The sequence below is a fragment of the Specibacter sp. NPDC078692 genome, from assembly GCF_040686835.1.
In the GTDB taxonomy this organism is placed as follows: domain Bacteria; phylum Actinomycetota; class Actinomycetes; order Actinomycetales; family Micrococcaceae; genus Specibacter.
In genome coordinates this window covers 24,072-44,671 of the sequence record NZ_JBFBLV010000018.1, presented here as the reverse complement: position 1 = coordinate 44,671, position 20,600 = coordinate 24,072, and the positions used below count along the sequence as shown (strand labels likewise).

Here is a 20,600-nt window from a genome sequence, read left to right as displayed (position 1 = left end):
GCACACCTCATTTTTGGAAGGTGCTCAAAACTCTACGCGCGGTGCAAGATCCCCGGCAAGGGCTGAATCTGTACCCGGGCCGCCCCGAATTAGCACGGTTTAGCCACGCCGTTCTGCTGCGCTTAGCCTTGCTGCGCTTAGCCTTGCGGCGCGATCCTGCGCACGGCCAGGGCCAGCCACAACTGCACACGGTCGGGTGTCAGTGCGGGGTCGTAGCCTGTTAGTTCGGCAATCTGCGTCAGCCTGTATCTGACCGTATTGCGGTGCAGAGCCAGGGCTTCGGCAACGGCCGCTACGGAACCGTTGAGCCGCAAATAGGTTTCCAAAGTGTCCACGAGTTCGGCGCCGTGCGCGGTATCGAATGCGGTGAGTGGACCCAAGGCCTCAGCGGCCATGTCCACCATGGGCACGTCCTCACTGGCCAGCAGGAGCGAGGTCAGGCTCAGCCGTTCGGGAACATTGACTTCCAGCCCTCTGGTGGCGGCTTCACGTGCTTCAAAGTAGCTCCAGCGCAATCCGTTAGCCTGTGAATATGCCCCGCCGATTCCCACCGGCGTAGTGATACCAATGTTGTGCATCTGGTGGCTTAGTGCCCGGCCCAGGGCAGCAGGATCACCTGCCTGAGTTGGCAGCACCAGCAATAGTTCCTGCCGGCCTTCGGCACTGATGATAGCGGCAACTGCCGTTTCTAGTCCGGGCGGCAGTGTGATGGTTGACAGGGTGCTGAATTTGCCTGCGTCTGTGCTCACCAGCAAAACAAAGTTCTTAGCTGTCGGCGAGATCCCCAGATTCTCGAGCCGGGCAGCCGAATCGGCGGCTTCCAGAGTTCCCCGCACAATATCGGAAATAACTTGCCCGGCGATTTGGCGTGCACTGTGGCGCCGCTGCACGAGGTTGTTCAATTCGATGCTGATGAGCCCGCGGGCGTAGTCAACAATGCCATTGTCGTGAAAGGGCTGACGGAGCCAGAGCGTGCTGGCATCACGTTTGCCCGTGGACAATGCCACCGGGTGCCAGCTAGGTGCTTCGGGGAAGGCACCGGGGGATGTTGACTCGACTTCTCCGCCGTACTGGGTGATGATCAAATCGGCTGCGACTATGGCCGAGAGTTTCTTGAGGAGGGCCGGCAAACCACCGCCCGTCAGTAGCGCACGCGCCAAGATTTGGTGTTCCCGCAGTAGCTGTTCCAGCTTGATGTAGTGGTCCGAGGAGCGGGCATCGGCAACGAGTTTTCCAATGGCAATGAATGGTGTGCTGTATGGCACCTCAACCACCGGCACTGCCCACCGGTTCGCCTCGGCCAAAAGGGCCGGTGGCACACAGTCATGTTCAAAGCCAATGCCAAAACCAATGCCGACGGCCCCGGCGCGCTTAATTTGGCGGACAAAGGATCTCTGGGCATCGGCGGTTCCTTGCCGGGCACCCGTAGTGAGGACCAGTTCGCCTCCGCTGAGGAACGCTTGAGGGTTTTCCAGCTCTGTCACGGCAACCCAGTCAATCGCGGTGGTGAGCGGTGTCCGGGTCGAACCCAAATTTTTCAGGTGCAGATCGGGTACGCCCAAAAGGTCCGCCAAGGAAAGTGCCATGCATCAACTATACAAACGCACTATGCCAAATGCAGCGGGTGGTGCATTTGGCTATTCGCTTGCGTACGCGTCCGGGCTTAGGCTGTCGCATAGAAGGCGTATTTTCGCCCTTTTCACATCGAGCTAAAGAGGTTGAACACTGTGGTCCAAACCTTGCAGAACTTTATCAATGGAGCATTCGTTGCTGTCACCGGTACCGAGTCACTGGATATCGTCAATCCAAGCACCGGCGACATTGTGGCCAAAGCGCCCGTCTCTAGCCAAGCCGATGTGGATGCGGCCATGGATGCCGCCGCCACCGCGTTCAAGACCTGGAAGAAGGCCACGCCAGGACAACGCCAAAGCGTGCTGCTCAAACTTGCGGACGCTATTGAAGCGCGCAGCAGTGAAATCGTAGAAGCTCAGCACCGCAACACCGGGCAGGTCAAGCAGATGATCGCCGATGAAGAGGTCGCGGCAGGTGCTGATCAGCTACGCTTCTTCGCCGGAGCAGCCCGCCTTCTGGAAGGCCGCTCCGCCGGTGAGTACATGGAGAACTTCACCTCTTATGTGCGCCGCGAGCCCGTGGGCGTCATCGCTCAAGTAACTCCCTGGAACTACCCGTTCCTCATGCTCATCTGGAAAATTGGTCCGGCCCTGGCAGCCGGCAACACCGTGGTCCTGAAGCCCAGCGACACCACCCCGGAAAGTACTCTTGTCTTTGCCGATATTGCCAAGGACATTGTTCCTGCCGGCGTATTGAACTTTGTGCTCGGCAACGGTGCAACTGGCGCAGCAATGGTGGATCATACGACCCCGGCGATGGTCTCCATCACCGGATCAGTCCGCGCTGGCATTGCCGTTGCCACTGGTGCCGCTAAGGGCCTCAAACGTGCTCACCTGGAACTGGGAGGCAAGGCTCCGGCCATTGTCTTTGCAGACGCCAACATCGGCAAGACCGCCCAGGAAATCGCAGAGTACTCCTTCTTCAACGCAGGCCAGGACTGCACCGCCATCACGCGCGTGCTGGTCGAGGAATCTGCCCATGATGAGTTCACAGCTGCTCTGGCTACGGCCGCGCAAGGACTGGAAACTGGCAATGCCGATGATTCCAAGAACTACTTTGGGCCTCTGAACAACGTCAACCACTTCAATGCCGTGGTCAAGGTCGTGGAGAGCATTCCCGACTACGCAACTGTTGTCACCGGCGGAAAGCGCGTGGGGGAGAAGGGCTTCTTCTTTGCTCCCACCGTGGTGGACGGCGTCAAACAGAGCGATGACATTGTCCAGCAGGAAACCTTTGGCCCCGTCATCACAGTGCAGACGTTCAAGACCGAAGAAGAAGCTGTGGAGATGGCGAACGACGTCGACTTCGCGCTGGCTTCCAGTGTGTGGACCTCCAACCACGGAGTGGCCATGCGCGTCTCCCGCGACTTGGACTTTGGTGCCGTTTGGGTCAACACCCACATCATGCTCACCGCCGAAATGCCTCACGGTGGATTCAAGCAGTCCGGTTACGGCAAGGATTTGTCCATGTACGGCGTGGAGGATTACACCCGCATCAAGCACGTCATGAGCAACCTCGACGCGTAAACCACACTTTTTGGCACCGAACAGTTGTAGTTCGCGCCTTCCAAAACCCTCACCCTCTTGAAAGGAATGTCCATGAGCGATATTCAGTACCGCCTTGCCCAAAAGCGTCAGATCCTGGGAGCATTCCCTGGCCCGAAGTCGGAAGCGCTCAATGAACGCCGTAAATCGGTAGTAGCTGGCGGCGTCGCCTCCACCGTGCCCGTGTATGTTGCAGACGCCGATGGCGGCATCATCACCGACGTCGATGGCAACTCCTTCATCGACCTGGGCTCAGGCATTGCCGTCACCTCGGTCGGCGCATCGGACGCCAACGTGGTGGAGGCGGTCCGCGAGCAGGTTGGCCACTTTACCCACACCTGCTTCATGGTCACCCCCTATGAGAGCTACATCGAGGTCGCCGAGGAACTCAACGCACTGACCCCTGGCACGCACGAGAAGCGCACTGTGTTGTTCAACTCCGGTGCCGAAGCCGTCGAGAACGCCGTGAAGGTTGCACGCCTGGCCACGGGCCGGGACGCCATCGTCGCCTTCGACCACGCTTACCACGGGCGCACCAACCTGACCATGGCGCTGACTGCCAAGGCCATGCCGTACAAGACCAACTTCGGCCCGTTCGCACCGGAAATCTACCGCGTGCCCATGAGCTACCCCTACCGCGAAGAAGCCGACATTAAGGGTGAAGAGGCCGCCCGCCGCGCCATCACCATGATCGAGAAGCAGATCGGTGCAGACTCTGTTGCCGCAATCCTGATCGAACCCATCCAGGGCGAGGGCGGTTTCATCGTCCCGGCAGACGGCTTCCTCCCCACTCTCGCAGCCTGGGCCAAGGACAATGGCGTGGTCTTCATTGCCGATGAGGTCCAGTCAGGCTTCTGCCGCACCGGCGAGTGGTTCGCTTCCCAGCACGAAGGCGTAGTTCCGGACATCATCACCATGGCCAAGGGCATCGGTGGCGGTCTGCCGCTCTCCGCCATCACCGGCCGCGCCGACCTCATGGATGCCGTGCACCCCGGCGGCCTCGGCGGCACCTACGGCGGAAACCCTGTTGCCTGCGCCGCAGCGCTCGCCGCCATCCGCACCATGAAGGAACACGACCTCAACGGCCGCGCCACGAACATTGAACGCATCGTGACCGAGCGTTTCGAGGCACTCGTTGAGGAATTGGGTCAGGCCGGCATCATCGGCGAAATCCGCGGCCGCGGCGCCATGATGGCCATCGAATTGGTCAAGCCCGGCACCGCAAACACCACCAAGGAAGTCAACGCCGAAGCCGCCAAGGCAATCGCCGGCGCCTGCCTGCAGGCCGGAGTCATCATCCTGACCTGCGGCACCTACGGCAACGTCATCCGACTCCTCCCGCCGCTGGTCATCAGTGACGAGCTGCTGAACGACGGCCTGGACGTCCTCAGTGACGCCATCCGCGCAGGAGTCTAGAAGGCACGTATAGGCGGCTTTTCACGAGGCTGCAGACGTACGACGACGGCACCTGGCTGGGCATTAATGCCCGCCCGGGTGCCGCTCTTGTCATACCCAACCCGGCTCGAGATGAGCGCCCCAGGAGTGAGCTTGTGTAGGGTGGCAGGAATATCTTCACTAGTGGACGCGGCATAGTTAGGTGTCATGGGGAACAACAACTTTGACCAGCGGTACCCTGCGATGTTCCAGCCCGGCGGCGAAGACCACGTCTCCCAACAGTACTTCCCGCAGCCGCAACCGGATCAGGAGCCGGATCAGCAGCCGCCGCAGCCAAATCAGCCGCCGCAGCAGCCGGCCACCAGCGCCAGTGTTCGTGTGGCGCGCGCCCCCGTAGCGAGAACTCCTGGAGGCCAGCCGGAGGCTGCGGTTGTGGAAGAAGCAGTCCAGGTGCACGAACCGGACGGCGACGACGAACTGACCCCCGAGCTGATCCACGAAGAGTTCGCTGCCCCCTCGCCTGGACGTGTGAGCCATTGGTCCACCAGATCCTGGCTCGTCTGTTGTGTGGCCATCGTGCTGGTTTTTGCGGGATCGGTGTTCTGCTTTTTTGCGACCATGCTCATCCCTGGTTCTGCAAGCCTGGACCCAACCGCGTTTCATGGCGTGATGGTGATTCCGTGGGGGCATGTGATTTTCCTGGGAGGGCCAGCGCTCTTGACAGCCGGCCTGGGCATGCTTGCGGTCATGTTTTTGCTGGCGGCACGCCACTATCCGAGAAGGGCATGGCACTTTCAGGCCGCGGCCGGATTAGTGGGACTGGTGACGCTTGGACTCGCTTTGATGGCAGTGTTCAGCGAACAATTTTTCACTGAATTGCTCTACAATCCCATCGATTACCAACTGGATAGCAATCCCTTACCCTGGTATTCAGCGTTTGCGTCCTCCGCCTCACAGCTGCTGATTCTTGGACCGGCCATTCTGGCTCTCGCGGTGATCCTCCATCCGGATAAGAAAGGGAGCCCCGGTGCTGCCTCGCCCAAAATAACGTTTTGGACAGGTGCGCTCATCATTGCAGCTGGCGTTTGGGTGTGGTTTAGCCCGCAATTGTTTCCCTTGGCACGGGGCGTCTCCGTGGACTATCTGGAGGACCAGCGCTTCTTGACATCACCCTGGACGTACAGTCTTTCGCAAGCGGGTGGGCCCATAATTCTCGTGGGGTCCCTGGTGTTGTTCTGGTGGGTGCTCATCTTGGCCACCAACCACCGTCTGCCAGAAGAGGATGATGCACAGGCCAACGCCATCGACGGCGAGTGAAGGCTGTTGTTCAAGCCTCCCGCCGTTGTACAGTCAGTGCTACGACCGCCTGCACAATGATGTGACGGGCACTGTGCGAAAGGGTGCTTCATGAAATATGTAGTGGGATATCGGCCAGATGAGCGTGGCGCTGATGCTGTTGCCCTCGCCGCGGTTATCGCTAGAACCCAGGGTGCGCATCTGCACCTGGTCCACGTACTCCGCGGGGGTAAAAACGTGGGCGCCGATGTCGAGAAACAGGCGCTGGCACTGGTGCCCAGTGATGTTGAAGCAAGTTTTTCCACCCGCGTAGCCGAATCGTTCGCGCATGGCCTGATCGACGCAGCTCGAGAAGACAACGCCGTCATCATTGTGATGGGAGCCGCCAGTAACGGCCTGTTCAAACGGTTTACGGTGGGTTCGGTAGCCAATGGGTTACTGCACGCATCACCGGTCCCCGTGGCTCTTGCGCCGCGCGGCTACAACCGTAAGGCCCCGCTGACCCGGCTCACCGTCATGACCGGTGTACGCGAGGGTTGGCAGGCCGTGCTCGACGTCGGCATCGTCGCGGCAGGGCGTCGCCAGGTGCCGCTGCGGCTGGTATCTGTCGTGGAAATAGATCAACTGGAGCAAAGCAATTTCGATCTCGACAGCGCACTGAGCCCGGCCAAACAGCACGTAAACACTGTCTTGGCAGCGGCCGCCGCGAAACTCCCGGACAACAAGGTCACCGTGACGCTCGCACACGGCCGCAACATTGAAGAAGCCATTGACGGCATTGGCTGGAAGTCAGGAGAATTGGTGATCGTCGGTTCCAGCCGTCTCGCCGAAAAACGCAAGATCTTCCTTGGCTCCACCGCTAACAAGATCCTCCGGTCCTTGCCGGTGCCCATGGTGGTTGTCCCCCGCGATTACGTATCCGCGGAAATCTGAGGGCAGATTCTCTAAGAAGGCTTACGGCTCCATGAAAGCATCGCTGAACAGGAGCTGTAAGCCTTCTGCCATGGTGGGGTGGGTAATGACGGCGTCACGCAGACGCTGGTAAGGGAGCTTGCCGAGCATGGCCATCTGCACCACGGCAATCACCTCGCTGGATTCATGCCCCAGCAGGCTGACCCCGAGGATCTGGTCCGTGCCGCGCTCCACCACGGCTTTCCAGATGCCGTCCAGGTGACCCACAGTGCGGGCGCGCGGGATCGATGAGACGGGCATCCTCGCCACGCGGATGTCATGTCCGGCGGCGCGAGCCTCCGTTTCCGAGAGCCCCACCCTGCCAAGCTCTGGGGTGGTGAAAACTGCATAAGGAATGAGCCGATCACGGGTACTGCGCCGCTCCGTTTCAGAGGCTGCCGCAAGATTCGCTTTCAGAATGCGGTAGTCATTCCACGAGGCATGCGTGAACTGGGGCGTCCCGGCCACATCGCCGGCCGCCCACACGCCCGGTGCCCTCGTGCGCAGGAATTCATCCACCTGCACCAGCCCCTGCTCCGTAAGTTCGACGCCGGCCAACTCCAGTCCCAGCCCTGCCGTGACGGGTTCGCGGCCCAGAGCCACGAGGATTTGGGCTGCTTCAGCGGTGCTGCCATCGGAGAGTGAAACCCTCACAGTGCCGTTGGATCGGGAGACCGATTCGGCGGAGACGCCTAAGCGCACGTTCACGCCGTCGGCCTCTAACGCGGCGGTGACGGCTGCCGAGACATCCGCATCCTCGCGAGGGAGCAGGGCTTTGCCGCGCTGGATGATGGTCACGGCAACGCCCATGATGGCCAGCATGGAGGCGAATTCGCAGCCGATGTAGCCGCCACCCAGGATGATGATGCTCTCGGGAAGTTCGGTCAGGGCCAAGATGCTGGTGCTGGTCAGAGGTGTCGCGGCCCGCAAGCCGGCAATGTCCGGGACCCGCGGCACCATCCCGGTGTTCACCACAACATTGGTACCGGACAGCGTGCGGTGCGTGCCGGCGTCATCCGTTACTTCGATGGTGCGTGGGCCGGTGAAGTGGGCCTCGCCAATCACCAATTCCATGCCGGAAGCCAGGAAGGATTTACGCTGACCGGCAACCATGGTGCCCACCACGTCCTCTTTGCGGGCGCGCAGCAGCTCGAGGTTGATGGCCGGGGAGGCGGTGGCGTCAATGCCGAATTCCGCGGCCCGCCGAGTGATCGCCAGCAGCCGGGCGCTATTGACGAGTGTTTTGGTGGGGATGCAGGCGACATTGATGCACGTGCCGCCAATCATGCCCCGTTCCACCATGGCTACGCGTTGGCCGGCCGCTGCCAGATCCATGGCCAAGGACTTTCCAGCCTTGCCGCCTCCTACCACCAGCAAGTCAAAATTCTGCGTTGTCATGGAGTTCCTTTCGTAACTGTGTTCAGGATTTTGCTGGCGTTAAGTTCCGCAGTCGGGACGTCTTGCGGTAGCTCAGAAGCATGTCGGCCACGAGGATGATCAGTGCTACCCAGACAATAGCGAAGCCGATCCACCGTTCAACGCTCATGTGTTCATCGAGGAGGGTGATGGCGATGATGAACTGCACCACCGGGGTCATGAACTGGAGCAAACCGATACCGGTCATGGACAGGCGTCGGGCTGAGGCGCCAAAGAACAGCAGGGGCACGGCCGTCACAATGCCAGCGGAGGCCATCAGCCAGAAGTGGCCAGCGCCCATCCCGGTCAGCGTGGCCTGGCCCATGAGTGTCACGATCACCATGGCGGCGATGGCGAAGGGCGTCAGTACTGCGGTTTCAATACTGAGGCTGGTAATGGCGTCCACCCGGCCACCCACGCGATTCTTGACGAAGCCGTAGAGGCCGAAGCTCGCGGCCAGAATGAGTGCGATCCAGGGAAGTTTGCCGTAGCTGAACGTCAGCACTACGACGGCCACGAAACCAATACCGACGGCTGTCCACTGCAAGGGGCGCAGCCGTTCTTTGAGCAGAATCACGCCCAGTAGCACCGAGAAGAGGGGGTTGATGAAGTACCCCAGGGAGGCCTCGATGGTGTTGCCGGTGGTTACTGCAAAGACATAGGTGAGCCAGTTGATCACGATCAGGAAACCGGCCACGGTCAGGGTCCCCATGATGCGCCGGCTCCGCAGGGCGGCGCCAATCTTGCCCCAGCCGCGGGACACGGTGATGATGAGGGCACAAAAAATCACTGACCAGACCACCCGGTTGGCGACAATTTCAATGCTGTTAGCTGGAATGAGCAAGATGAAGTACAGCGGCATCAAGCCCCACAGGCCGTAGGCGCCTACGCCGTAGAGCGCGCCTTTGGTGCTCTCGGAGCGTGCGGGCTTGAGTGCTTTTTGTGGTTTACCGGGAGTGCCGTCTATCTGGGGTTCGCTAATTGTCACAAAGCCCATAACAACACCGATGCAGATTAAATGCCATGTCCACTTCGGATCGAGTGGACGGGTGCCGTTGAGTACTACCGTTCAGTACTGAGGTAAGTGAGTAGTTGGTCACTTTCGTAGGCGGCCCCTTTCGGCCATTGAGCGTTGCCAATTAGACTAGAAAAGTAGCGCTTAATTGGCGCCCCGGTGTGCAACAGTTGATGCAGTAACTTTGCTGATGTTGCCATTCCCCAGTTCGGAAGGACTCCTTTCTTGGCTAACTTGAACGCCACCCGCCCATTACGCGTTGCCATTGTTGGCTCCGGTCCTGCGGGCGTCTACGCGGCAGACATTTTGACGAAGTCTCAGGAAGTGGCCGGCGGCGACGTTCAAGTCAGCATTGACCTCTTCGAATCACAACCAGCCCCTTACGGCCTGATCCGCTATGGCGTTGCTCCGGATCACCCCCGCATCAAGGGCATCATGAACGCCCTGCACAAGGTTCTGGACCGTGGAGACATCCGCTTCTTCGGTAATGTCACCTACGGGCTGGATGTGACGTTGGCCGATCTACGCTCGCACTACGACGCCATTATTTTTGCCACCGGCGCCACCAAGGATGCCGTGCTTGATATCCCGGGCATGGACCTAGAGGGCTCCTACGGCGGCGCAGACTTTGTCTCCTGGTATGACGGACATCCCGACGTTTCCCGCGAATGGCCGTTGATCGCCAAGGAAATCGCCGTCATCGGCAACGGCAATGTGGCACTTGATGTGGCCCGAGTCCTGTCCAAGCACGCCGATGACCTGCTCGTCACCGAGATCCCGGACAACGTCTACGCTGGGCTGAAGTCTTCCCCGGTCACCGATGTTCATATCTTTGGCCGCCGAGGTCCGGCGCAGGTCAAGTTCACGCCCCTTGAACTGCGTGAACTCAGCCATTCCCGCGACGTGGACATTGTTCTCTACGAGGAGGATTTTGATTTCGACGAAGCCTCCGACGCCGCCATTAAGTCCAACAACCAGGTCAAGATCATGGTCAACACCCTGACCAACTGGCTTGCTGAAGAACACGATCCGACGCGGGTTCCGGCGTCGCGCCGCCTCCACCTGCACTTCTTACACACCCCCGTGGAAGTTCTCGGCACCGATGGCAAGGTCTCCGGCATCAAGTTTGAGCGCAATGAGCTCGACGGCACCGGAAATGTCCGCGGCACCTGCGAATTCATCGACTACCCGGTCCAGGCCGTTTACCGCGCTGTGGGCTACCTCGGTTCCGAGCTTCCCGAAGTGGACTTTGATTCTCGCCGTGGCGTCATCCCTAACGACGGCGGGCGCGTGCTGGCATCGGACGGCACCCAAGTGCCTGGGCTGTATGCGACGGGTTGGATCAAACGTGGACCTGTTGGCTTGATCGGCAGTACCAAGGGCGATGCACTGGAAACCATTGGCTGCCTGCTGGAGGACCGCTTGGGACTCCCCACTGCCGAACTTCCTGATGAGGCAGCCATTGTGAACTTGTTGGAATCCCGGGGCATTGAATTCACCACGTGGGAGGGCTGGAACAAGCTCGATGCCCATGAAAAGCAGCTGGGCGCCAGCTATGTCCACGCCGACGGCCTTGAAGTGACGCGCGAGCGCGTGAAGGTTGTGGACCGCGAGCAGATGGTCAACATTTCCAAGAAATAGCAGCCGCCAACCGCAGGATGGATTCCTGCGGCAGCTGAGACATGTTGTGGCCTCAAACCGTCGGTTTGGGGCCACAACCATTGGGCGGGCACCTCTTCCGAGAAGGCCGCCTGAAAAAACAGTGACTTCTTTTCGCGTCATGAACCACTGTGGCGCCGCTCTCACTAAGCGACACAACCGGAAATGCGGTTGTCGTATGGGGAAAGTTGCTTGTTGCTCATGTTGAGAAAAAATCTTTGGCGGGGACGGAAGTTGGCGGGGGCTGTTGCGGCCGTTGCAGTTGCTGGATCATTGGCCGCAAGTGCCTTGCCGGCGTTTGCCAGTCCGGAATTGCCCGCACCGCCTGTTTCAGCCCTGGCGGGCGCAAACGTCTCGCCCAACCCGGAACTGCCGCAAAAATGCGGTCTGAACCTGGCCATGGTCTTCGATATGTCCTCGTCCATGAGCACCTCCGATGTCGCCACGGTCAAGGAAGCCAGCACCGCGGCCGTTTCGGCGTTGCAAGGCACAGCGACCACGATGGGCGTCTACAGTTTTGCGACATTTGCACAGCAGGAGCTGGCCGCCACCTCGCTGGCCTCCGCACAGGGAGCCGGCAGAGTCACCAGCAGCATCAACGCATTGGTCCGCCCCAGTGACACGCAAACCTGGCATGGGGGCACCAACTGGCAGCAGGGACTGAACATCGTCCCCACAAACACCTACGACGGCGTCATCTTCTTCACCGACGGCGACCCAACATTCTTTGGGCCCACACCGCTGAATGAGCGCGGGAACGGGGCCAGCGGAAACGGGGGCACCGGTCAGGGAGGCAACGCCAACATCACAGCCTCCCTGAACGCAGCCATCCCCGAAGCCAACAGGCTTAAGGATGCCGGAACACGCATCGTCAGTGTGGGCGTCGCGGGTGCGAACGCGGACCGCCTGGCCAAGATTTCCGGGCCGGTTGCCGGTTCCGACTACTTCACCACCAACTATGAAGAGTTGGCAGACATCCTGAAGGGCATTGCCACGGCAGGATGCTCCGGCACACTCAACGTGAACAAGGCCGTCGAAGCCGCTGACTCCACGGAAACCACACCCGGTCAGGGGTGGGTCTTCGACGCCGCAGCCGAAGGGGCCGAGCCGGCAGTCCTGACGACCGGAGCCAACGGACAGGCCGGCCTGGCCCTGAACTTCCCCGCGGGGGAACCGGTCAAGGTCACCATCAAGGAACGCCAGCAGCCCGGCTACACCGTGGTGGCGAAGGACGGTTTCAACGCTGTCTGCACCCGTGACGGACAGCCGCTCGAGGTGACCAACACGGACGACACCGGAAACATCGGCTTTGAGGTAACCGCTGAAGCCGGCACCATCACCTCCTGCACCGTGACAAACAAGGCCCCCGTTACGGCCTGGACCATGGAAAAGACCTCTGACACCGATGGTACCGTCAACCCCGGTGACACGATCAGCTACACCGTTGAAGCCAGCAACACCGGGGAGGAAACCGTTGACGGCATCACTTTCCGTGATGACCTGTCCGATGTCCTGGACGATGCAACGTTTGTCAGCGGATCGGCAAAGCTCGTCGTGGACGGCGGCGCAGCCACAGCCGTCGAGGATCCTGCCGGTACGCTTCTCAGCGCAGGCCCGTTCGGCCTCGCCAAAGGTGCCACGGCAACTCTGCACTACCAGGTCAGGGTCAACGATGATGCCTACGAGGCAACGCTGACCAACGCGGTCACAGGCGCCGGTTCGGTGCCCCCGGCCCAGTGCGTGGAAGCGGAACCGTGCACCACCACGGACATCGTGCCACCCAAACCGACTGAGACTCCGACGCCGACGGAAACGCTGGAACCGACACCGACCGAGACTCCGACCGTGACCCCGACGGAAACGCCGGAACCCACAGCAACAGCCTCGGAAACCAAGGTTCCCACCTCCAGTGCCCCGGCGACAGGTCCGGCGTCGAACATGACAACAACCCCGACGGCGGACTCAGTGTCGAGCAAGGATCTGGCTGTCACCGGTGCCGGCAGTTCCCTGCCGCTGCTTCTGGGTGGTCTGCTCCTGGCCGGCGGCACCCTGATGCTGCTGGTCCGCCGAGTCCGCCGCACGCACTAGGCACTGGCGCAGAACAGCCATCGCACCGCCGGGGGCTGCCCACTGGATAGCAGTGGGCAGCCCCCGGACTGATGCATTTAAGGGCGAAAAAGATTCTTCAAAATGTTATCTATTTTCGCGTCATGATTTGAGCATTCCGTACTCACAGGCGGGCAACCGTGGCTGGGTAGACTGACGAATGCTGTTTGAGTGGCGCTCAATGAAGGGACGGGGCAGCGTGGCTGACAAGATCACCGACATGACTGACGGTGCCGCAGGCGCGCCCGCCTGCGACGAACAGTTGATTGAGCAGGTGCGAGACGGCAATGTTGAGGCCTACGCCGGCCTGTACGAGCGCCATGTGGACGCCGCCCGGGCGACAGCCAACAGCCACGCACGCAATCCCAGCGATGTGGCCGACCTGGTGGCCGAGGCCTTTGCCAATGTCCTGGCGGCGATCCAATCCGGCAATGGCCCAACGGTGTTTTTCCGCGCGTACCTGCTCACCACGCTGCGGCGGCTGGCAAGTGCCAAGCGCGCAGCCGATGGAAAACAAGTGGCCGTTGACGACCTTGAAACAGTCATCGTGGTGGAAGTCGGCAGCGACCCGGTCGTGGCAGCCTTTGAAAAGGACGTCGTGAGCCGGTCCTTCAAGGATCTGCCCGAACGGTGGCAGGCTGTGCTCTGGTACACCGAGGTCGATGGCATGGCTCCGGCCGATATTTCGCCCATGCTGGGCATTACGCCCAATGCCGTGGCCGCCCTGGCGGTGCGGGCCCGTGAGGGGCTCAAGCAGGCCTATCTGCAAAACCACATTTCAGCCGCTGCCAGCTGTTGTGACGAGTACGCCAAGAACCTGGGTGCATACGCCCGCGGGGGACTGACGCGCCGCCGCAAGGAAAAGGTTGAAGCGCACCTCCAGGGCTGCCTCACCTGCAGCGAAATGCTGCTGCACATTGAGGACGTAGGCGTTGGCATGCGCACCATCATCTTCCCGGCGGTGGCCGGTCTGGCCTTCGTTGGTGAGGAAATTGCCAGGGGGGCGGCTTATGCTGCTGCCCCGCTGCTGGCTAACGGCGTCCCGGCCGTGGGCGCCGGCGGGGCCGGTGTTGGCGGTGCAGGCGCTGGATCCGTTGGGTTGGGTTCCGTTGGCTTGGGTTCCGTTGGCTTGGCGTCCGCCGGTCTTGGCTCCGCAGGAGTCGGTGCTTTCGTGACGGCTTCGGCAGTTGGAGTGGTGCTGCTGGGTGCTGTGGTGGCTTCCGCGGTGGGGCTGTCCCACGTTGACAAGCATGGCAAAGATGCCGGTCCACTCCCGACGGACATCACCGCCAGCGCCCCTGCCACCGAAACGCAGCACCCTTCGGCCGGGACCGCTTCACCGGGTGAGGCCCTGTCGTCGGCCACCGCGGCGTCCGCCGTTCCAGACGTCCCTGCCCAGGTGCATATTTCCACGGTTCCGCCGGACCCGGACCACCCGCTGGCCATGCCTGAGGGGTCGCAGCTGGTCCCGCTACTACCGGCAGCGCCGGCTCCCACCCCTGCACCCGCTCGCGGGCAGGCGCCGTCGAAGCCTGCCCAGCCGGCCGTGGAGCCCTCGGAGCTGGTAGGGCCACCAACGTCTGCCCCAGCGCCAACCCCAGCGCCAACCTCAACCCCAGCGCCAACGCAGGCCCCAACGCCAACCCCAATGCCATCGCCAGCGCCTACACAGGCTCCAACACCAACCCCAGCGCCAACCCCAGCACCAACCTCAACACCAACGCCTACGCCAGCCCCAACCCCAACCCCAGCGCCAACGCCTACGCCAGCCCCAACCCCAGCGCCAGCGCCAACGCAGGCCCCGGATCCCGAGGCCACGTTCTCAGTCACCGGGAGCCTGCTCTCCCAAACGGCCCTGGAAACCGTGTTTCAGCTGGAGATCTCCCGTACCGGGAGCGACTTGGACAGCCCGAAGGTCTCGTTCAACGTTCCGCGGCTCTGGATGGGATTGCCTGTTGTGGTGACCCCACCAGCAGGATGGAGCTGTGTTGACTCGGCGACGATTCTGACAGCCGGCAGCACCTGTACGGCCACCCGTTGGGCAGGCGCGGTGGGCACCTTCATGCTCCGCGTACCCACGCCCAGCATCCTGCAGGGATATCCGGTGGAAATCAGTGTCTCGGCCGGTGGCGCGGCGGCCTTCAACGGCTGGCTCTGGTTCAATTAGCGCGGATGGTGACGCAACATGAAGCGCCCAAAATCTCATACTTTGAGATGAAGTATTCCAAATTGAAGAGTTCTGGTATGGCCTCGCTAATGTGTAGGAGTTGAAAAACGTCCGACGATTAAGCGGTATTCATGAACTTGTTCCGAATTAAATCCATTGAAAACTCCCTTGCTGACGCGGAAGCGCCCGGTCAAGGCCTGAAACGTTCCCTGAGTACCTGGGATCTGATGATCATGGGCATCGCCGTCGCCGTTGGTGCGGGCATTTTCTCAGTGGGAGCCGATGCCGCAGCCAACCATGCGGGCCCGGCAGTCTCGATCTCCTTCATCCTGGCGGCAGTCACCTGCGCCCTGGCCATCATGTGTTACGCGGAATTTGCCACAGCCATACCCGTGGCAGGCAGCGCCTACGTGTTCACCTACGCCACGGTGGGCGAGCTCCTCGCCTGGATCATTGGCTGGAACCTGATCCTGGAACTGCTCATGGCCGCATCAGTGATTGCCAAGTACTGGGGCATTTACCTGAGCAACTTCTTTGAGGCGGTCAACCTCAATGTGCCGTCCAACTTTGCATTCGGGCCGGTCACAATGTATTGGGGACCGCTGGTTGTGGTTTCCATCTTCACATTCATCCTGGTCATGGGCACCAAACTGGCGGCACGCATCAACAACGTCTTCACCCTGGTCAAGATCGGCATCGTCCTCTTTGTGATCGTGGTTGGATTCTTCTACGTCAAGATGGACAACTACCAGCCCTTCGTCCCTCCGTCCCAGCCTGCCCCGGCTGCCCACGCGTCGTGGCAGGAGCAGCCTTTCCTGTCCATGCTGACCGGTGCCGAACCATCCATGTACGGGTTTGTGGGCATCGTGTCCGGCGCGGCGCTGGTGTTCTTCGCGTTCATTGGCTTTGATGTGGTCGCCACCAGTGCAGAGGAAGTTAAGAACCCAGCCAAGACGCTGCCCCGCGGTATTTTTGCCGGGTTGGCGGTGACTGCCGTGTTGTACATTCTGGTCACCCTGGCCGTGACAGGCATGGTCTCGTATGAGGACCTTGCCAAGGTCGCAGATCCCTCGCTGTCGACGGCGTTTTCCCTGGTCGGTGCCGAGTGGGCCGTAGTGGTCATTTCCCTCGGTTCACTCATTGGCCTGACCACTGTCATCATGGTGCTCCTGATGGGCCTGGCCCGGGTCATGATGGCCATGAGTCGTGACGGCCTGTTGCCGCGGGCGCTAAGCAAGACCTCCGAGAAGCACGCCACCCCGGCCCGCACGCAGATCCTCAGCGGCGTCTTGGTTGCCTTCCTGGCCGGATTCACGCCGGTGGAAGTGCTCAGCGAAATGATCAACATCGGTACGCTCAGCGCCTTCGTGATGGTCAGCATTGGCATCCTGGTGCTGCGCCGCAAGCGGCCCGACCTCAAGCCCGCCTTCCGTGTGCCCTTCGGCCCCGTCATTCCCGTGCTCTCCGCCCTGTTGTGCATTTACCTGATGCTTAACCTGGCCACGCTGACTTGGGTGTTCTTCGCAGCCTGGCTGGCCGTGGGGCTGGTGGTTTACTTCAGCTACGGATACTGGCATTCCAGGCTGCGCAGAGATGAGGCTGCAATCCCGGACAGTGTTCCGGCCCTGCTGAAGTAGTGCTGCGCCGTCGCTGCGTCTGTGTCACGCTGGAAGGCATGAACAGCATGCTCCGGAAAAATCTCACGGCCCAAGAATCCCGCACAGCAGGGAATGAACGGGCAGGCGCGGGGCAGTGTCCAAAAACGTTGGCGGACATTGCCCCGGAATCGGTGCTGCTGGCCGGCGCCGGCCGGGCCATCCTGCTCCAGCTCGCCCACCCGGCCGTGGGGTATGGAGTGGCGCGGCACTCGAGTTTCGCCACGGATCCGCTCAAGCGCCTGCATGGCACGCTCAGCTACATCTACGCACTGAGCAACGGCACGCCGAAGCAGCGGAAGTTCATGCAGAGGCAGGTGCAGCGGGCGCACCTGCCCGTGAAATCCTTAGGTTCCCCTGGTGTGCCCGCGTATGACGCCTCAGCTACCCAGCTGCAATTGTGGGTGGCCGCCACGTTGTATGAGTCGGCTTCCCAGGCGTACGACGCCGTGTTCCCGGCTCTTTCTGCGGCTGACGCGGAATCGGTGTACCAAAGCTACGCCGTGCTGGGCACGGCGCTGGGCATGCCCGCAGATCTCTGGCCCGCCACCCGCTCCGACTTTGCCACCTACTGGGAGCGGCAGCTGGAACTGCTCAGCGTGGATGGCACGGTTCGTGGCGTGGCGCAGGAACTGCTGGCGGCCACGCATGCACCCCTCTGGGTCAAGGCGCTCATGCCGCTGGCCAGGTTCCTGACCACGGGCATGCTGCCACCGGCGGTGCGAGACATGTACGGGTTCAAGTGGACGCCCCACAAAGATCGGCTTCTACGAGCGGTGTTCAGAGTAGCTGCCGTGCTGGTGCGCATCACACCACGGACGATCCGGCACGCACCCATGCACTTCTACCTCAACCGCATCCCGGTTAGCTGAAGTCGAACTGACGGTGAATTCCGAGCCTGGCTGCAGTGAGATCGTTCGGGAGTACGTGGCTAGTGTCCGGGACAGGGGCCGTGCAGGCCATGTGATTCAAGGCGCTGCGTAGCGGATAACCCAGTCCACCAGCGGACGCAGTTGCTCCCAGGAGGAGAGAATTTCCTGTTCGGCCTGCGCTGTTTCCAGCCAGAGAGGGGTACCGAGATGCTTGGACGCACTCACGGTCTTATGTTTGAGCAGCTCAGCACGGGGATGGTCCTTAGCGAATCCCTGCGGAACCCGCTTAAGGGTTTGGCCCTCAAGGGTGAGCCCCGCAGAGCCCAGGCCTTTCAGGATCGTTTCGAGTGCTGCGCCGCTCGCCGAAGAATCCACCGCGGCCCGGTACCTGGAGAGCTGGGCCGGGGATGAGGAATGGTAACCGCCACCCACGAGTAGACCGTCGGCGTCAATCTGGACATAGAACCCCACTTCTTCGTAATTGGAGACAAACATTCCCTGCGCAATTTTGTACGGGGACTTATCAGGAGAAAACCGCACATCGCGGTACGGTCGAAAAATCTTTCCGGAGCCGAATTTTCCCTCCGCAGCTTGTTGGAGACCCAACAGCGGTGCCCTCACAGCGGCGTCGTAAATGTCCTTGTGGCCAAGCCACCACTCCTTGTTATTGTTCTTCTCCAGTGCGGCATAAAACTCCACTGCTGCCATGGGAATTCCGGTAAATATACTCATGGTTTGAGCTTAGGGATGGGGCAGGAAAGGGGCTAGAGCGATGCGCCTTTTAGTGCGTGAGTAGGCGTTTTTCTGAAGCTGTGGAGGAATAAGAGCCACGCCGCAACTCCTTTACTGGACTCAGTCCAGAAAGGTGGATAAGGTGGGAGGCATGGAAAAGGAACGAACAATCGAGGACTTATTGCGGGCAGCATCACTGCGCGTGACTCGTCCTCGCGTTGCCGTTCTCAGTGCGGTCAGCAACCACTCTCATGCCGATGCCGACGCCATCATCGGTGCTGTTCGCACCGAGCTGGGCAGCGTCTCCAAGCAAGCCGTCTACGACGTGCTGGCGGCGCTGGTAGAGGCCGATCTGGTACGCCGGATTGAACCGTCAGGCTCGCCTGCACGGTTTGAGACACGGGTGGGGGACAACCACCACCACGTGGTGTGCCGCAGTTGCGGAGACATTGCAGATGTGGACTGCGCCCTCGGTGCGGCACCCTGTTTGCATGCCTCTGATAGCCATGGCTTCAGCATTGATGAAGCCGAGGTTATTTACTGGGGAACCTGCCCAGATTGCACAGCCAAGAGACTTCTGAACGAGCAAGATCTGAATACCACAAGGAGCGAAAAGTAAAGATGACTTTCGAAAACACCGCACCCCTGACAACGGCCGCAGGTGCGCCCGTTGCTAACAACCAGGACAGCCTCACGGCAGGACCCCGCGGCCCGATGCTGCTCCAGGATGCCTGGTTCCTTGAGAAGCTGGCCCACTTCAGCCGCGAGGTCATCCCCGAGCGTCGTATGCACGCCAAGGGATCCGGTGCATTTGGTACCTTCACGGTCACCAACGACATCACCAAGTACACCAAGGCGAACATCTTCTCCGAAGTAGGCAAGCAGACCGAGCTCTTCGCACGCTTCTCCACCGTTGCCGGTGAGCGCGGCGCAGCAGATGCCGAGCGCGACATCCGCGGCTTCTCCGTGAAGTTCTACACCGAAGAGGGCAACTGGGACCTGGTGGGCAACAACACCCCCGTCTTCTTCTTCCGCGACGGCCTGAAGTTCCCGGATCTGAACCGTGCCGTCAAGCGCGATCCCCGCACCAACCTGCGCAGTGCAGAGAACAACTGGGACTTCTGGACCAACCTCCCGGAATCCCTGCACCAGGTCACGATCGTCATGTCCGACCGCGGCATCCCTGACGGCTACCGCCACATGCACGGCTTCGGCTCGCACACCTTCTCCCTGATCAACGCCGAAGGCGAGCGTTTCTGGGTCAAGTTCCACCACGTGACCCAGCAGGGCATCAAGAACCTGACCGACGAAGAAGCAGGTGCCGTGGTCGCAGCCGACCGCGAGTCCAGCCAGCGCGACCTGTTCGACTCGATCGAGAACGGCGACTTCCCGAAGTGGAAGCTCATGGTCCAGATCATGCCCGAGGCCGACGCCGAGACCTACAAGTACCACCCGTTTGACCTCACCAAGGTCTGGTCCAAGAAGGACTACCCGCTGATCGAGGTTGGCGAGTGGGAACTGAACCGCAACGCCGAGAACTACTTTGCCGACGTCGAGCAGGCAGCATTCTCACCGGCCAACGTTGTCCCCGGCATCAGCTTCTCGCCGGACCGCATGCTGCAGGCACGCCTCTTCTCCTACGGTGACGCCCAGCGCTACCGCCTCGGTGTCAACCACCACCAGATCCCTGTAAACGCACCGAAGAACGCCTCGGCCAACACGTACCACCGTGATGGCCAGGGCCGCGTTGACGGCAACCAGGGGCGCACCCCCGGCATCGAGCCGAACTCGTACGGCCGCTGGCAGGAACAGCCGGCCTACGCCGATCCGGCACAGGCCATTGGCGCTGTCGCGGACCGATTCAACTACCGCGAAGATGATGCCAACTACTTCGAGCAGCCCGGTATCCTCTTCCGCGAGAAGATGACTGACGAGCAGCGCCAGGTGCTCTTCGAGAACACCGCCCGCGCCATCGACGGTGCCTCACAGGCCACCATCGAGCGTCACATCTACAACTGCACCCAGGCCGATCCGGCTTACGGCGCAGGTGTTCGTGCGGCCATTGAGGCTCACCAGGCGTCCAAGGCTTAGTCCTTAAAGACGTACGACGGCGGCACTTACCTTCGCATATTGCGGACGGTGAGTGCCGCCGTCGTTGGT

General features: G+C 61.1%; 15 protein-coding genes. 11 read left to right on the top strand and 4 right to left on the bottom strand.

The annotated features are described in order from the left end of the window. Positions 1-137: 137 nt before the first annotated feature. A complete protein-coding gene (locus tag AB0O97_RS13040) occupies positions 138-1,586 on the bottom strand; it encodes a PucR family transcriptional regulator ligand-binding domain-containing protein (RefSeq protein ID WP_363883230.1) in 1,449 nt (482 codons plus the stop codon). A gap of 141 nt (positions 1,587-1,727) precedes the next feature. On the opposite strand from AB0O97_RS13040, the gene AB0O97_RS13035 reads away from it, so the two are divergent. The 4 genes from AB0O97_RS13035 (at position 1,728) to AB0O97_RS13020 (ending at position 6,800) form a co-directional block, all read left to right on the top strand. Beyond that, the gene (locus tag AB0O97_RS13035; RefSeq protein ID WP_363883228.1) at positions 1,728-3,158 is read left to right on the top strand and encodes an aminobutyraldehyde dehydrogenase; all 1,431 of its coding nucleotides are present in this window, start codon (positions 1,728-1,730) and stop codon (positions 3,156-3,158) included. Positions 3,159-3,224: 66 nt separating this feature from the next. Continuing rightward, entirely contained in the window at positions 3,225-4,592 is a 1,368-nt protein-coding gene (gabT, locus tag AB0O97_RS13030; protein ID WP_363883278.1) for a 4-aminobutyrate--2-oxoglutarate transaminase, read from the top strand. A gap of 186 nt (positions 4,593-4,778) precedes the next feature. Beyond that, entirely contained in the window at positions 4,779-5,888 is a 1,110-nt protein-coding gene (locus tag AB0O97_RS13025; protein ID WP_363883226.1) for a hypothetical protein, read from the top strand. A 90-nt stretch (positions 5,889-5,978) separates the two neighbouring features. Continuing rightward, positions 5,979-6,800 carry a universal stress protein gene (locus AB0O97_RS13020; RefSeq protein WP_363843047.1) on the top strand — a complete coding sequence of 274 codons (822 nt, stop codon included), beginning with the start codon at positions 5,979-5,981 and terminating at the stop codon, positions 6,798-6,800. Positions 6,801-6,821: 21 nt separating this feature from the next. Here AB0O97_RS13020 and AB0O97_RS13015 read toward each other — a convergent pair whose 3' ends face one another. Further along, entirely contained in the window at positions 6,822-8,216 is a 1,395-nt protein-coding gene (locus AB0O97_RS13015; RefSeq protein WP_363883224.1) for an FAD-dependent oxidoreductase, read from the bottom strand. 22 nt (positions 8,217-8,238) lie between these two features. Then, entirely contained in the window at positions 8,239-9,201 is a 963-nt protein-coding gene (rarD, locus tag AB0O97_RS13010; RefSeq protein WP_363843508.1) for an EamA family transporter RarD, read from the bottom strand. A 273-nt stretch (positions 9,202-9,474) separates the two neighbouring features. Here rarD and AB0O97_RS13005 point away from each other — a divergent pair, with 273 nt between their 5' ends. The 5 genes from AB0O97_RS13005 to AB0O97_RS12985 all read left to right on the top strand — a co-directional run bounded on the left by AB0O97_RS13005 (position 9,475) and on the right by AB0O97_RS12985 (position 17,708). Next, positions 9,475-10,890, top strand: coding sequence for an FAD-dependent oxidoreductase (locus AB0O97_RS13005; protein WP_363883222.1), 1,416 nt, complete (start codon positions 9,475-9,477; stop codon positions 10,888-10,890). 219 nt (positions 10,891-11,109) lie between these two features. Continuing rightward, positions 11,110-12,996, top strand: a complete 1,887-nt coding sequence (locus AB0O97_RS13000; protein WP_363883220.1) for a VWA domain-containing protein — start codon at positions 11,110-11,112, stop codon at positions 12,994-12,996. 217 nt (positions 12,997-13,213) lie between these two features. Further along, positions 13,214-15,181, top strand: a complete 1,968-nt coding sequence (locus AB0O97_RS12995; protein WP_363883217.1) for a sigma-70 family RNA polymerase sigma factor — start codon at positions 13,214-13,216, stop codon at positions 15,179-15,181. A 131-nt stretch (positions 15,182-15,312) separates the two neighbouring features. After that, complete coding sequence (locus tag AB0O97_RS12990) at positions 15,313-16,818, top strand: amino acid permease (RefSeq protein ID WP_363883214.1); 1,506 nt, start codon at positions 15,313-15,315, stop codon at positions 16,816-16,818. Positions 16,819-16,856: 38 nt separating this feature from the next. Beyond that, the gene (locus tag AB0O97_RS12985; protein ID WP_363883211.1) at positions 16,857-17,708 is read left to right on the top strand and encodes an oxygenase MpaB family protein; all 852 of its coding nucleotides are present in this window, start codon (positions 16,857-16,859) and stop codon (positions 17,706-17,708) included. Between the two features lie 96 nt (positions 17,709-17,804). Here the strand turns inward: AB0O97_RS12985 and AB0O97_RS12980 are convergent, their stop codons facing one another. Beyond that, positions 17,805-18,440, bottom strand: coding sequence for a DUF2461 domain-containing protein (locus AB0O97_RS12980; protein WP_363883208.1), 636 nt, complete (start codon positions 18,438-18,440; stop codon positions 17,805-17,807). A gap of 151 nt (positions 18,441-18,591) precedes the next feature. Between AB0O97_RS12980 and AB0O97_RS12975 the strand changes: the two genes are divergently transcribed. Together AB0O97_RS12975 and AB0O97_RS12970 are read left to right on the top strand one after the other, a co-directional pair. Next, on the top strand, positions 18,592-19,059 hold the full coding sequence (locus AB0O97_RS12975) for a Fur family transcriptional regulator (RefSeq protein ID WP_363883205.1): 468 nt from the start codon (positions 18,592-18,594) through the stop codon (positions 19,057-19,059). Positions 19,060-19,061: 2 nt separating this feature from the next. Next, entirely contained in the window at positions 19,062-20,531 is a 1,470-nt protein-coding gene (locus tag AB0O97_RS12970) for a catalase (protein WP_363883202.1), read from the top strand. Positions 20,532-20,600: the final 69 nt, after the last annotated feature.